16 protein-coding genes are annotated in these 11,992 nt (G+C 48.6%); 2 read left to right on the plus strand and 14 right to left on the minus strand.

All coding sequences use genetic code 11. From position 1 onward, the window contains the following. Positions 1 to 3 precede the first annotated feature (3 nt). Positions 4 to 603: a TetR/AcrR family transcriptional regulator gene (locus tag P401_RS0106450; RefSeq protein ID WP_029341750.1), complete on the plus strand. Its 600-nt coding sequence runs from the start codon at positions 4 to 6 to the stop codon at positions 601 to 603. 40 nt (positions 604 to 643) lie between these two features. On the opposite strand, the gene P401_RS0106455 is transcribed toward P401_RS0106450, so the two are convergent. The 14 genes from P401_RS0106455 to P401_RS18545 all read right to left on the minus strand — a co-directional run bounded on the left by P401_RS0106455 (position 644) and on the right by P401_RS18545 (position 11,115). Continuing rightward, complete coding sequence (locus tag P401_RS0106455) at positions 644 to 1,933, minus strand: MATE family efflux transporter (RefSeq protein ID WP_029341751.1); 1,290 nt, start codon at positions 1,931 to 1,933, stop codon at positions 644 to 646. Further along, positions 1,927 to 2,664: an ABC transporter ATP-binding protein gene (locus P401_RS0106460; RefSeq protein WP_029341752.1), complete on the minus strand. Its 738-nt coding sequence runs from the start codon at positions 2,662 to 2,664 to the stop codon at positions 1,927 to 1,929. Before P401_RS0106460 ends, P401_RS0106455 begins: the two co-directional genes overlap by 7 nt. Further along, entirely contained in the window at positions 2,643 to 3,389 is a 747-nt protein-coding gene (locus P401_RS0106465; protein WP_029341753.1) for an ATP-binding cassette domain-containing protein, read from the minus strand. Before P401_RS0106465 ends, P401_RS0106460 begins: the two co-directional genes overlap by 22 nt. Beyond that, positions 3,337 to 4,164 carry an ABC transporter permease gene (locus P401_RS0106470; RefSeq protein WP_051656268.1) on the minus strand — a complete coding sequence of 276 codons (828 nt, stop codon included), beginning with the start codon at positions 4,162 to 4,164 and terminating at the stop codon, positions 3,337 to 3,339. The genes P401_RS0106465 and P401_RS0106470 overlap by 53 nt, the downstream gene beginning before the upstream one ends. Beyond that, on the minus strand, positions 4,161 to 5,096 hold the full coding sequence (locus P401_RS0106475) for an ABC transporter permease (RefSeq protein WP_029341755.1): 936 nt from the start codon (positions 5,094 to 5,096) through the stop codon (positions 4,161 to 4,163). The genes P401_RS0106470 and P401_RS0106475 overlap by 4 nt, the downstream gene beginning before the upstream one ends. Further along, the gene (gene nikA, locus P401_RS0106480) at positions 5,096 to 6,613 is read right to left on the minus strand and encodes a nickel ABC transporter substrate-binding protein (RefSeq protein ID WP_029341756.1); all 1,518 of its coding nucleotides are present in this window, start codon (positions 6,611 to 6,613) and stop codon (positions 5,096 to 5,098) included. The genes P401_RS0106475 and nikA overlap by 1 nt, the downstream gene beginning before the upstream one ends. 162 nt (positions 6,614 to 6,775) lie before the next feature. Beyond that, the gene (locus tag P401_RS0106485) at positions 6,776 to 7,690 is read right to left on the minus strand and encodes a methyl-accepting chemotaxis protein (protein WP_235609823.1); all 915 of its coding nucleotides are present in this window, start codon (positions 7,688 to 7,690) and stop codon (positions 6,776 to 6,778) included. Positions 7,691 to 7,806: 116 nt separating this feature from the next. Beyond that, complete coding sequence (locus P401_RS0106490; RefSeq protein WP_029341758.1) at positions 7,807 to 8,565, minus strand: SDR family oxidoreductase; 759 nt, start codon at positions 8,563 to 8,565, stop codon at positions 7,807 to 7,809. A gap of 106 nt (positions 8,566 to 8,671) precedes the next feature. Next, positions 8,672 to 8,854 carry a hypothetical protein gene (locus P401_RS18430; RefSeq protein ID WP_152548182.1) on the minus strand — a complete coding sequence of 61 codons (183 nt, stop codon included), beginning with the start codon at positions 8,852 to 8,854 and terminating at the stop codon, positions 8,672 to 8,674. Positions 8,855 to 9,144: 290 nt separating this feature from the next. Continuing rightward, the gene (locus tag P401_RS0106500) at positions 9,145 to 9,582 is read right to left on the minus strand and encodes an Asp23/Gls24 family envelope stress response protein (RefSeq protein ID WP_029341759.1); all 438 of its coding nucleotides are present in this window, start codon (positions 9,580 to 9,582) and stop codon (positions 9,145 to 9,147) included. Positions 9,583 to 9,623: 41 nt separating this feature from the next. After that, the gene (locus tag P401_RS0106505) at positions 9,624 to 9,830 is read right to left on the minus strand and encodes a DUF2273 domain-containing protein (RefSeq protein ID WP_029341760.1); all 207 of its coding nucleotides are present in this window, start codon (positions 9,828 to 9,830) and stop codon (positions 9,624 to 9,626) included. A 15-nt stretch (positions 9,831 to 9,845) separates the two neighbouring features. Then, on the minus strand, positions 9,846 to 10,388 hold the full coding sequence (gene amaP / locus P401_RS0106510; RefSeq protein WP_023468372.1) for an alkaline shock response membrane anchor protein AmaP: 543 nt from the start codon (positions 10,386 to 10,388) through the stop codon (positions 9,846 to 9,848). A 284-nt stretch (positions 10,389 to 10,672) separates the two neighbouring features. Next, entirely contained in the window at positions 10,673 to 10,975 is a 303-nt protein-coding gene (locus P401_RS0106515) for a hypothetical protein (RefSeq protein WP_029341761.1), read from the minus strand. Next, entirely contained in the window at positions 10,957 to 11,115 is a 159-nt protein-coding gene (locus tag P401_RS18545) for a hypothetical protein (RefSeq protein ID WP_160171456.1), read from the minus strand. The genes P401_RS0106515 and P401_RS18545 overlap by 19 nt, the downstream gene beginning before the upstream one ends. A gap of 85 nt (positions 11,116 to 11,200) precedes the next feature. On the opposite strand from P401_RS18545, the gene P401_RS0106525 reads away from it, so the two are divergent. After that, positions 11,201 to 11,929 carry an SDR family oxidoreductase gene (locus tag P401_RS0106525; protein ID WP_029341762.1) on the plus strand — a complete coding sequence of 243 codons (729 nt, stop codon included), beginning with the start codon at positions 11,201 to 11,203 and terminating at the stop codon, positions 11,927 to 11,929. The last annotated feature ends 63 nt before the right edge of the window (positions 11,930 to 11,992 follow it).

Below are 11,992 nucleotides of genomic sequence, written 5' to 3' on the forward strand. Positions count from 1 at the left end.
GACATGCCAAAACAAGTCAATCACGAAGAACGCAAACGCCTCATCGCCGAAGCGACGTGGCGCACGATTTCTCAAGTCGGTATTGAACAAGCCAGTGTCCGGACGATCGCCAAGGAAGCGGGACTCTCACTGGGTGCCTTGCGATATTACTTCACGACCCAGGACGAGTTGCTCCGCTTCTCGATGGACCTCGTCCAAGAACGGGTCCAAGCACGCATCACAACCATTTTCGAGAAAGGAGGAACCCCGGAAGAAACGTTATGTGACGTCTTACTTGAGGTCTTACCTTATGCACCCGAGCATCAGCTCGAGATGCAGGTCTGGTTTCAATTCATGATGTCCGCGTATTCATCGCAAGCGACGGAAAATCCGGACGATATCTACCATATGGTTCAAGTACTGTTGACACAGATTCCGGACGGTACACTCCGCGCGGGCTTAGACATTGCGCTTGAGAGTGAACGGCTCGCAGCACTCGTTGACGGGTTAGCCTTTCATGCTCTGTTTCGACCGGAACGATTACCAAAAGAACGCCTGCGTCATGTCCTCGTCCATCACTTGAACGCCCTCTTCGTCCGTCCTTTAGCGATCGACGACAAATAACCCGCTGTTCCCTTTGCGCGCGAGGGAAACAGCGGGTTTTTCATCGTCTTGCTTCTACGAGAATCAACGATAAGGAGCGAATCAAGAAGAAGGTCAAAAACGCTGCCCAGACGCCCTGATTTCCAAAAGTCGGTGTCAACAGGAGGACGACCGCAAAACCAATTCCTGCTTGAATCATTGAGTTCCGGACCGGTGTTGCTTCAACCCGCCCGGCAAAGATGCCTTCGTAGATCATCACCCAACCGGCAAGGAGCGGTAGGATGATGATCCAGAAGTAATAATCGTCCGCCGCATTTAGGATTGCCTCTTCTGAAGTGAACAACTGAAGGAGCGGTGTCTCAAGGAAGAGGAGCACCAGTGACCAGAAGACGACCGAGTAGAATCCAAACGTCCGTGCCAAACGGACACTCGTCCGGTATCCTGCCTGATCTTGATGCCCTCTCGCCCGACCGACGAGAACCGTTGACGCATGACCGAGTCCACCGAACCAGTAAGAAATCAGATACTGGATTTGTAGCAGAATCGCGTTGGCTGCGAGGATATCCGGTCCGAATTGTCCACCAGCACGTGTGAACCAGCCGGTGACGAGTAGAAGGAAAATCGTGCGAATGAACAAGTCACGATTGACTTGAAAGAATTGACGGTACGCTTGCCATGCCGTCAAGGCACGCCATTCATCATGCGTCATCGATAAATGACCACGGATCAGGTACAGAGCACAGACGACGATGCTGATCTCCGCGATGACGGTCGCAACCGCAATTCCAGCAACACCGGCATTCAATCCGTAGACGAATCCGATATCGAGAACGACATTGACTCCTGTACTAAACAATTGGACGAACAAGGCGTGCTTGACCTGACCGGTACCAATCAACCAGCCGAGTAACGCATAACCCATCAACACGAACGGTGCGCCAATCATCCGGTATGAAATATACGTCTTGACCGCATCTAGCAAGTCAGCGGGTGGTGCAAGTAAGTACAGTCCGATTTGCTCGAGCGGCTGTCGGAACAACAGGATGAGCAGACCGATACAAGCTGCTAAAAACAGCGGTCGGTAAAGTGACGTCCGTAAGGCGTGCACGTCATTCGCCCCACTTGCTTGGGCGCTGAATCCTGTCGTACTCACTTTTAAGAAACCAAACAACCAGTAAATCGTATTGAAGAAGACGGCTCCGACAGCGATGCCTCCGATCGCCCTCGGATCACCGGATTGACCGATGACGACGGTATCGGTTACACCAAGTAAGGGTGTCGCAATACTTGAGAGAATCAGCGGATAAGCGAGTAACCAGTACGTTTTGTGGGTCGGTTGTGCGTTCACCATGTTCCGGCCTCGACGAATCGTTGGGTATACGCGCTACCTGATTCCAATCGATCAATCAAATCAACAGCGCGACCGTCACGTAAGACGAGTGTTTCCGAACAGAGGCGCCGGATGAAATCAATATCGTGCGAGATCAATACAAGACTGACACCGAGTGTCTGCTGCAAGCGTTCCAGTAGCTCGATGATCTGCGCCCGAGAGACGACATCAAGTCCCGTTGTCGGTTCATCCATCACGATAATGTCGGGTTCGATCGAAATCGCGCGGGCGATCGCGGCACGCTGAATTTGTCCCCCACTCAATTGATGGGGCACTCGATCGAATAACTGCTCCTCGACCCCGACAGCAAGTGCGAGGGCTGTAATGAGATTTTCTTCTGACGTCGCTGGGAAATGCCGCAAGATCGGACGATGCCGACGAAACGGTTCAAGAATCGATTCCCGCACCGTCCATTCTGGATTAAAGGAAGCGAGAGGATGTTGAAAGACGGCTTGAATAGCTCGTCGCTCGTTTCGGTGCCCACTCGGAAATGCCTTTTCATGTAAGGAAATCAAACCATGCGTGGGTTTGAGCAGACCGAGAATCAATCGTCCGAGTGTCGTCTTGCCACCCCCACTCTCCCCGATGATGCCAATTGACGCCTTTTTCGTCACGTGAAATGAGATATTCGACAAGATAGACTGACTCTTTATCTGATAAGTAAGATCTGTTACGGATAAGACTGGTGACATGAACTCTTCCTTTCTTCCAGTGATGTACGATGCGCTTGCATCAAGCTCATCGTGAACGGATGACGACTTTGCTCGATCATCTGTGGTGTTCCCGTCTCGACGATTCGTCCATCCTGCATTAAGACGAGTTGCTCTCCATAATGTAAGGCAGGTCCTAATTCGTGGGTGACGAACAAAATCGTTGCCCCGTACTGGTGTTGGTATTCGGTCAACCAGTCGAGTAAACGACGTGTCAACACAGGATCGAGCGCCGTCGTTAGTTCATCCGCTAAAATCAATCGTGGTTTTAAGGTGACGGCAAACAGGATCGCGAACCGTTGCAATTGCCCACCGCTCAACTCTCCTGGATATCGGTCCAACCAGGTCGGGTCCAACTCAAGCGTTCGCAAGACGTCATCGATGTAAGGATGATCCATCTTTCGTCCATGTGCGCGATATGTATCCCGTAACATCTGACGCATCGTCAAAAACGGAAGAAACGCATCGGTATACTGCTGTGGTATGTAACCAATATCGAGACCACGCCGAAGAGGTTCGTCCGAGATGACTTCTCCGCTCGACGACATCCCGTCCGGCAATCGATCCAGTAATCGTTTAAGCAAGAGCGTCTTACCGCTCCCGCTCGCTCCGACGAGACAGATGAATCGATGAGCTGGTAACGATAGATTCATGTCATGCAGAAGGACGTGTTTCGCCCGAACGTGTAAGTTCCGAATCTGAATCATTTACTTGTCCTCCTTTTTTCTTCATCCACCGTGTCCATCCCATCGTCATAACGACGGTCAAGACGATGCACGCACCTGGCAAAAGCATGAGCCGGGGTGCGGAACTGAAATAGGGACGTCCTTCATTCAACATCGCTCCCCACTCTGGCAGTGGTGCTTGGACACCAAGTCCAATATAAGAGAACGCTGATAAGAATAAGATGACTTTGCCGACATCCAAACTCATTAAGACGACGACTTGCCGGATGATAGGCGGAAGGATGTGGCGTCGTAAGATCATCCTGTCTGTTAACCCATTGATGCGTGCCATGCTGACGTATGGCTTTTGCATCGTCTCGGTCACGAGTGTTTCACTTAATCGCGCGTAGGAAATCCATTTAATGAGCAGAATCGCAAAGATTAAACTTCGAGGACTGGCACCCAATAGTCCGGCGATGACGAGTGCTAGAACAGTGTCCGGGAAAATCACGAGACCATCTTCTAATCGATGAATCACCCGCTTGAGACGTCCATCATAAAAACCGGCTAGACAGCCAAGGCAGGTACCGACGCATGCCGTGAGCAACACCGTAAGCAGGCTGAAACCTAAGGATATCAAACCAGCTAAAAAAAGACGAGCTGCGAAATCTCGTCCTAAACCGTCTGTTCCGAGCCAATGTTCGAATGAAGCAGGCTCAAGTCTCTTTGCTACGTTTGTATCAAATGGACTAACATATACGGTATATGAAATAAATAGTAGGAGACATCCTCCGAAAATGAGCCATGTTTTTTTCATGTGTGTATTCCCTTCTGCCAATCTGGTCGTAACGCCCGGTTTAACGACCGGATACCTTGATGCAAGACAAGAATGATGCCTGTCGTCAGCAAGATGTACCCTTGAATCAGTGGGTAATCACGTTGCAAAATCGCATCGACCATTAACTTTCCGACACCTGGATACGCGAACAGGACTTCGAGGACGACGACACCTCCGGCAAGACTGCCGAGCGTCAGACCGAAAACGGACAGAACCGGCGGCAAACTGCCGCGTAACGCATAACGCCAAAGGATCGTCCGCTCGGATATGCCACGCATCCGTGCCAACTCGATGTACGGTTGGCTCAGTTCACGGCGTAGATTCAGTCGAATCAATGGAATATAGACGCTCGCAAGTGGAAAGCCGAGTGATAGAGCTGGGAGGACGAGTGACGTCATCCCCTCCCTTCCCATTACAGGTAACCATCCGAGACGGACGGCAAACAGGTCGACGAGCAACAGACCGATCCAAAAACCAGGCACGGCCGCTCCACTCATGCTGACAAGGTGCGCAAGACGAACGATACTTCGGCGCGTCGTCAAGGCGCTACCGATTCCAAGGGGTAAGGCGATCAATAAGGCGATCGTAAGACCACCAAGTGCCAGCTCCGCCGTCACAAGATAACTCTCTAACAACATCTCGATGACCGGTCGCCCCGTTTGCAACGAGTTTCCGAGACGCAAGGTGAGTATGTCTTGCAGCCAACGAATGTATTGAACGAGCAACGGCTGATCGTATCCTAATTCACGGCGCGCGGCTTCGATTTGTTCGGGCGTTGCTGATAATTCATCGATATTCAATAACGTCAAGACCGGATCACCCGGCAGTAACCGCAGCAAGACAAAACAACCGAACGTGATGAGTAAAGTGAATAGACTCAGCGACAGCAGTCGTTTGACGATGGAACGCATCAATCGTTCACCTGCAGCGTATTCGTGATCATATAGTACTCACTTTTTTCTGTTTTCCATCCTTTAACGCGTTTGCCGTCGTAGGCAACGAGAGTCGATGGATGGAGGAGAAAACTATTATAGCGGCGTTCATCAACGTAACGGGCAATCTCTTCAGCAAGAATCGATCGATCCTCGACCTTTAACGTCCGGTTCAACGTCTCGATCTGTTTCGTCAACTTCGGATCCGCGACACGACTGAAGTTCAGTCCCCCGTTCGGATGATAGGTCGCGTTTAAATAATAACCAGCATCCCCACGCGGAGCTGTCAGATTGCTGTACGTCGCGATATCCCAGTCCCGGTTACTCGCCATGTATTCTTCTGGGACATCGATCTGTTTAATCGTGATTGTCACACCAATCTTTTTCGCGTCATCTTGAATGACTTGGGCAATCAACGGCAGGTCTGGTCGAGCCGCATACGTCAATAAAGTCAGTTTTAAAGGACGACCGTTCTTTTGCATCCGTCCGTTTTGTTTTGTATAACCGGCTTGTTTGAGCCATTCCTCAGGCGTCTTCTGCACTTGTTGCGGGTAGTCCGGAGCAAATGGGAATGACGAGAGGAATGGACCACGCGCTGGCACCGCATATCCTTGGAGGACGTGATCAACGAGTTGCTTTCGATTGATCAAAGCATCCATTGCCTGTCGGACTTCAAGAAATTGCATCGGACCGTTCGCGACATTCATCGTCAATTGATGGACACGGAACGTATCCGTCGCTTGGACTGTCAAACCTTCAGACTTCAATTTCTTGACACTCTCGATTTCCGGACGATAGACGATGTCTGCCTGTCCGGCACGCAAAGCGTTCGTCCGTGCGCCAGCGTCTTCGTTGAAAACAAAATCAACGGAATCAAGTTTCGCTTGTTCTTGCCAATAGGACTTAAAACGTTTTAACTCGACTTTTGTTCCCGGAGCGAACCGCTCGACTTGGAACGGACCTGTTCCCATCGGTTCTTTCGTCACCCCGCTCGCCTTCGTGTCGATGATCGCTGTGTTTGGATTAACGAGTTCCGAGATGAACTCCGGATACGTCGTCTTCGTTTGGATGAGCACATCTGGTCCATCCGTTTTGATCGTTTCGATGTTCAAAGCATTCTTGACACCTGGATTTTCGTCGATCGAGCGTTCGAGAGACGATTTAACGGCGTCAGCATCAAGTTGTTTCCCGTTATGGAACGTCACGTCTTTCTGTAAGACGATCCGCCACGTTCGCTTTCCTTCATAGGACCATTTCTTAGCAAGCCACGGCTCGACTGTCAATTGTTCATCATCAAGACGGACGAGCGTCTCCGTTACCCCCGCGCGAAGCGGAACATAACTGCTGTCCCGATGCGGATCGAGTGATTGTGTCGCAAAGTTATAGACGAACGTCAAATGGTTTTGCTCTTGTGGCGTATCAGAGGAGGCACAACCGGCAAGTGTCAATCCGAGGAAGACACTACCAATGAGGCTCGCTGTTTTATATGTAGACATTGTTCTCCACCTTTAATTCGGAATAATTACGTTTTACATCATATCGTAATGATTCCGATTTAACAAGCGTCTTTTCTATTTCTCTATATTGATGAAGTCATCAAAAAAATACCGAATCGTCATCGAGCAACCTGCTCGTACGATCCGGTATCGGTGGATGCGTTATAAGACATCGACGAATTGTTTTGCCTGACGCTCGAGTTGTTTCGCTGAATCAGCCAACTGATCGAACTCACTGACCGTATGCTCGAGTTGACCCGTACTGTCCTTAACCTTGGACGAAATCCGCTCGATGCTGTGCGAAACGTCCTCGATTCGTTCAACGATCCCTTCAATGTTGTTCTTGATTTCCCCGATTGAGTGAGAGACTTTGTTCGACAGGTTTCGGACTTCGGTCGCAACGACATCGAACCCGCGCCCATGTTCACCGGCACGCGCCGCCTCAATTGCGGCATTCAAGGCGAGCAGATTCGTCTGCGCCGCGATATCACGGATTGTCTTGACGATGTTGGTGATCGAGTTCGCATCCTTCCGTAAGGCAACAAGGCTCGACAGGTTCTCGACGGACTCCGCTTCGACTTGTTGGACCGTCGCCAGCACGTTCAGACCGTCTTGTCGACCACTTTCCGATTTGACCGTTAAGAACGCGGATGTCTCGTTGAGTTCAGCCGCCATCCGTAAGACATCCTGCTGGCGAATCGTGATGTCCGATGCAATTTTCGAAACCCCGACGACCCGGCGTCCGTCATCGGAGTAGATCGGCATATACGTCGCTTCGAGCCATTTCTGTTGCCCATCGGCAGCCCGGCGTTCAATCTTGTCCTGATACGTGATTCCTTGCATCAACTTGCGCCAAAACAACTCGTAATCCGGACTGTTAACATACGCCGGAAAACAAAGATCACGGTGATATTTACCGATTAGTTCGTTTACCTCATACCCCATCGTCCGGGCAAACAGCTCATTGACATATGCAACTTTCCGTCGATCGTCAAAGCGGATGATTGCTAGATTTTGTTCGATTGCTCGAATGACTTGTGTGTCGGTGACGTGTGCTGCCTGTTCCTGCATCGACATGCCGATTCCTCCCTGGATTCAAACTCAAGGTCATAATGCGCCTATTGTCATATTATCCCTTATATCGACAAGTTCCTGCCATTTTAAACTGTAATCCAGTAAATAAGATATGATTTTTAATACGCGCTCCATCCGCCGTCCGCAACGACGATTGCCCCGTTAATGAAACTCGCCTCGTCAGACACGAGGAACAATGCCAATTTCGCGATCTCATCCGGCTGACCGGTGCGTGGATTCAGACCCATACCAAGCATTGCTCGTCCCATCCCGAATTCATTCAGATTCGTCATCGATTGCCCAATGTTCGTCTCGACGGCTCCGGGTGCGATCCCGTTACACCGAATCCCCTCTCCAGCATAAAAGAAGGCAGTATTTTTCGTCAGACCGATGACGGCATGTTTGGAAGCCGTATAGGCTGCACCTGCTCGAGCACCGTTCAGACCACCAATCGAGATGTTATTCAAAATGACGCCACCTTTTACTTCCTTGAAATGCTTGACTGCCTCACGCATCAGACGCATCGTTCCTGTCGTATTGACCGCAAAGACGTGATCCCAGCGCTCATCCGAGATGTCTTCCACTCCCTCCATTCCGTCCATGATACCGGCATTGTTAACGAGAACGTCCAATTTTCCGTACGCATCGATTGTTTGTTTGATTAGTTCTCTTGCCGCGCTAGGATTGGCGATATCACTTACAACAGCCATTGCTTCTCCACCTGCTGCCTTGATGTCAGAAACAACCCGTTCGACAGTTTCTAAATGGATGTCCGCCGCGACGATTCGCGCGCCTTCTAGTGCAAACAATTTAGCCATTGCTTCTCCCATTCCTGAGCCGGCACCAGTGACGATGATCGTTTTTCCTGTTAGTCGCATCGTGCATCATCCTTTCGTCTTTCGTGATATTAAACTATTCCCGTTCTCATCATCAAATACATCAAACGTCGTGTCGATTCCATGAAAAAAAGACCCGACGAGTTCGTCAGGTCTTATAGATCGTACGTTGTAATTGGTTCATCGCGACGTCAGCGTTTAGTTGCTGCCCGGTTTTCACAGATCCTCGGAACATGCTCGGATTAAATAATTTAAAATGATGATTAATCCAGTTGTGTCGATAGATTTCGTGTGCTTGTTTTACGATGTCTTCGTCTGACAACTGTTTCATGTCTATTTCTACGCAGTCGAAATCATCTACACCGAATTCGAAACCACAGCATGAACAAATTTCATTACTCCCCGCAAAGTGTTCATAATATGGCGGGTTTTCGAGTTTATCCCATCCACATACAGAACACATATAATACGATTCGTTTTGATTCAAAGATGTGATGCCTCCTTAACAAATGATCATTCCTATATCGATCGTACCCCATCTAACCGTTCCTTATGAGAATTACGTTAGTTGATGAATACATGAAAAAAGACCCGACGAGTTTGTCGGATCTTTTGACTTGCTTATTGCAATTCGCGGTTCTTTTCTTCTTGTTCATTGTTTGATTTATTTTTTGCTTCAAATTCAGCACGTGTCATGACGTCCTCGACGTGCATATTGACTTCGACGACTTCAAGACCAGTCATGTCGCTGATTGATTTTTTGATTTTAGCGACCGTCTCTTGGAAGATCGACGGAATGTTTTTACCGTATTCAACGATGACTTTTAAATCGAGTGCGACTTGGCGTTCTCCGACTTCAGCGCCGATTCCTTTTGTGATGTCTTCCGTGCTCCGGAGACGATCCGTCAGTCCACTCATGAATCCACCACTCATTGACAAGATACCTGTCACTTCGTTTGACGCAATCCCAGCGATTTTTTTGATGACTTGATCTTCGAACGTCAATTTATTTTCGCGTACCACTTCGTTTTGAGTTGTTGTGTTTACTTCGTTTGTCATTTGAAATCTCTCCTTTGAATGTTTAGTAAGTTATATATGAATCAGTCCCGTTGAAAGAACTGAATCCACCCTTCAATATCGAGCGCACCATCGCGCCATTTTCCAATCAAGAATCCGATCGCCGCGAAGGCTACGATAAGGATTGTCGGACCGAAGCCGATCGTCAAGAATAAGACGGCGAGGATCAGACCGGCAAGTCCTCCGATCAGTCGAAACCGATACGGATAGAGTGCTTCTCTTGTCTTCATGTTCCCTCTCCTCCTTTAGACGACACGTTCCGATGTTTTCGTTTTCGTGTCACTGATCGTGACTTTCGTACTCGTTACCGGCAACTCAAGTAAGGATTCGACGGCTTGTTTAGCACGTTCTTGAATATCCTTCGCAATCGTTGGTAATCCTTCTTGTCCGAAGACCGAGCAGTCGACTTTCAAGGCGACCGTCTCTTTTTTCGAATGGATATCGGCGTGGACACGCGGTGTCCGTACGCCACCAATCCCACGAATCGACTCTAACGCCGTCCGTTCGATCGTTTCCTTCGAAATCGTGATCGTTCCGTCACCCGTTTGGATCAACAGACGTTGACCTTTTGAGCGGCTGAATAATCCTGTGAATAATAGAATGACGAATACGAATGCTAAAAATCCTCCGATGGATAGAACGGTATAGCTATACCATTGCTGATCCTGCCACTGCTCGATTAACGAACTGAGCCGTGGAACATCATACACACCGAGCACAAGCAGCCCGACACTGACGAGTCCGAGTATGCCTATGATGACGAGTAAGAATCGATTGAACCCATTCATCTGCACCTCTCCTTTACGATTGTTAATTTCTTTCACCTAGGTGATTCAACACATGAACTATTATGTGTATGATGTGTTTATTCCCGTTCATTCGAACCCGAAACATTTACATACACTTTTGTTAAAATGTTCATACATTCTGATTATTCAGACTATAATCAACGAAACAAGTGGATTATTTACTATATTTAACGAAAAAAGACCTCTTTCAACTAAAAAGAAGTCAATAATCTAATTCATTTATCATCTCTCGTATACTTCGTCAATACGTTTTTTGAAAATGATCACTCTACTTCGATCGGAACGGTAAAATAACCGTTTACTTCTTTCCACCCCGCTTTGATCTGGTAGACATATTTTCCAGGGGTCGTTGGCAAAGTGATATTTTCGACGTCCTGAAACGTCTCAAGCTTTTTTCCATCTGTAATCGACCACAGTTCAACGGCGACAGATTTCGGATAGGGACCACTTTGAAAAAGAATTGACATCTGTTCTTCTGGTGCAACACGTTCACCTTGTTTCTTTTTTACTTGTGCAACTGGTCCGACCTTTACATCAGACGTCTCCCCTAAAAAAATCCAGACCACGTATAGGTTCCTAAGTAGACCTTTGCTTCACGATTTTCAATCGTCACGTCAGGTGCTGGTGGTTGATGGCGGAATGGATCCAGTGAGAAGAGTAACCCTAAACTAATCAGCAATATTCCAATAAACGTTTGTTGTTTCACGAGGCAACCTCCTACACAATGTTTTCAAATCAACAAAAGCGGCAATACCTTTCAAATAGTACGTTATTCAGAAGGAGGAGTTCAGATGATTCAAGATAAAGTCGTCATCATTACAGGAGCATCAAGCGGGATTGGGGAAGCAACCGCTAAAGAACTTGCAAAACAAGGCGCTAGACTCGTTCTTGCCGCACGTCGGGAAGATCGTTTACAAGAACTCGTCAAAGCCGTTGAAGCAGAAGGTGGTCAAGCCGTCTATCAAGTGACGGATGTCACTGATCGCGAGCAAGTCGATGCACTCGCTAAACTTGCGAAAGACAAGTTCGGTTCTGTTGATGTCATTATCAACAATGCTGGATTGATGCCACTATCACACCTCCATAAGAATCAGCAAGACGAATGGAACACGATGGTCGACGTCAACATCAAGGGTGTCCTACACGGGATTGGCGCAGTCTTGCCGTACATGCGTGAGCAAAAAAGCGGACACGTCATCAATATCTCGTCCGTCGCAGGTCATGAAGTCATGCCGTCAAGCGCCGTCTATAGCGGTACGAAATTCGCCGTTCGTGCGATCACGGAAGGTCTCCGCAAGGAAGAATCGGTCGACAATCATATCCGCGCAACAATCATCTCACCGGGAGCGGTCGATACAGAACTGAAGGACCATATCTCGGATGAAGAGATCAAACAAGGAATCGGTGACTTAAAAGCCATCGATGCGAGTGCGATTGCGCGTGCCATCGCTTATGCCGTTAACGAGCCAGAGGATGTCGCGATCAACGAGATCTTGATCCGTCCAACCGCTCAACGTTAATTAAATCTAGATTTGTAGACAAGACCCCTCATTAGCCGTTTGGATAATGAGGGATCTTGTTAT

The sequence above is a fragment of the Exiguobacterium acetylicum DSM 20416 genome (assembly GCF_000702605.1).
Lineage (GTDB): Bacteria > Bacillota > Bacilli > Exiguobacteriales > Exiguobacteriaceae > Exiguobacterium_A > Exiguobacterium_A acetylicum.

Excerpts from the sequence above, each read along its gene's own strand:
- P401_RS0106450 (WP_029341750.1), top strand. The coding sequence starts at position 4 with ATGCCAAAACAAGTCAATCACGAAGAACGCAAACGCCTCATCGCCGAA.
- P401_RS0106455 (WP_029341751.1), bottom strand. The coding sequence starts at position 1,933 with ATGGTGAACGCACAACCGACCCACAAAACGTACTGGTTACTCGCTTAT.
- P401_RS0106460 (WP_029341752.1), bottom strand. The coding sequence starts at position 2,664 with ATGTCACCAGTCTTATCCGTAACAGATCTTACTTATCAGATAAAGAGT.
- P401_RS0106465 (WP_029341753.1), bottom strand. The coding sequence starts at position 3,389 with ATGATTCAGATTCGGAACTTACACGTTCGGGCGAAACACGTCCTTCTG.
- P401_RS0106470 (WP_051656268.1), bottom strand. The coding sequence starts at position 4,164 with ATGAAAAAAACATGGCTCATTTTCGGAGGATGTCTCCTACTATTTATT.
- P401_RS0106475 (WP_029341755.1), bottom strand. The coding sequence starts at position 5,096 with ATGCGTTCCATCGTCAAACGACTGCTGTCGCTGAGTCTATTCACTTTA.
- nikA (WP_029341756.1), bottom strand. The coding sequence starts at position 6,613 with ATGTCTACATATAAAACAGCGAGCCTCATTGGTAGTGTCTTCCTCGGA.
- P401_RS0106485 (WP_235609823.1), bottom strand. The coding sequence starts at position 7,690 with ATGTCGATGCAGGAACAGGCAGCACACGTCACCGACACACAAGTCATT.
- P401_RS0106490 (WP_029341758.1), bottom strand. The coding sequence starts at position 8,565 with ATGCGACTAACAGGAAAAACGATCATCGTCACTGGTGCCGGCTCAGGA.
- P401_RS18430 (WP_152548182.1), bottom strand. The coding sequence starts at position 8,854 with ATGAAACAGTTGTCAGACGAAGACATCGTAAAACAAGCACACGAAATC.
- P401_RS0106500 (WP_029341759.1), bottom strand. The coding sequence starts at position 9,582 with ATGACAAACGAAGTAAACACAACAACTCAAAACGAAGTGGTACGCGAA.
- P401_RS0106505 (WP_029341760.1), bottom strand. The coding sequence starts at position 9,830 with ATGAAGACAAGAGAAGCACTCTATCCGTATCGGTTTCGACTGATCGGA.
- amaP (WP_023468372.1), bottom strand. The coding sequence starts at position 10,388 with ATGAATGGGTTCAATCGATTCTTACTCGTCATCATAGGCATACTCGGA.
- P401_RS0106525 (WP_029341762.1), top strand. The coding sequence starts at position 11,201 with ATGATTCAAGATAAAGTCGTCATCATTACAGGAGCATCAAGCGGGATT.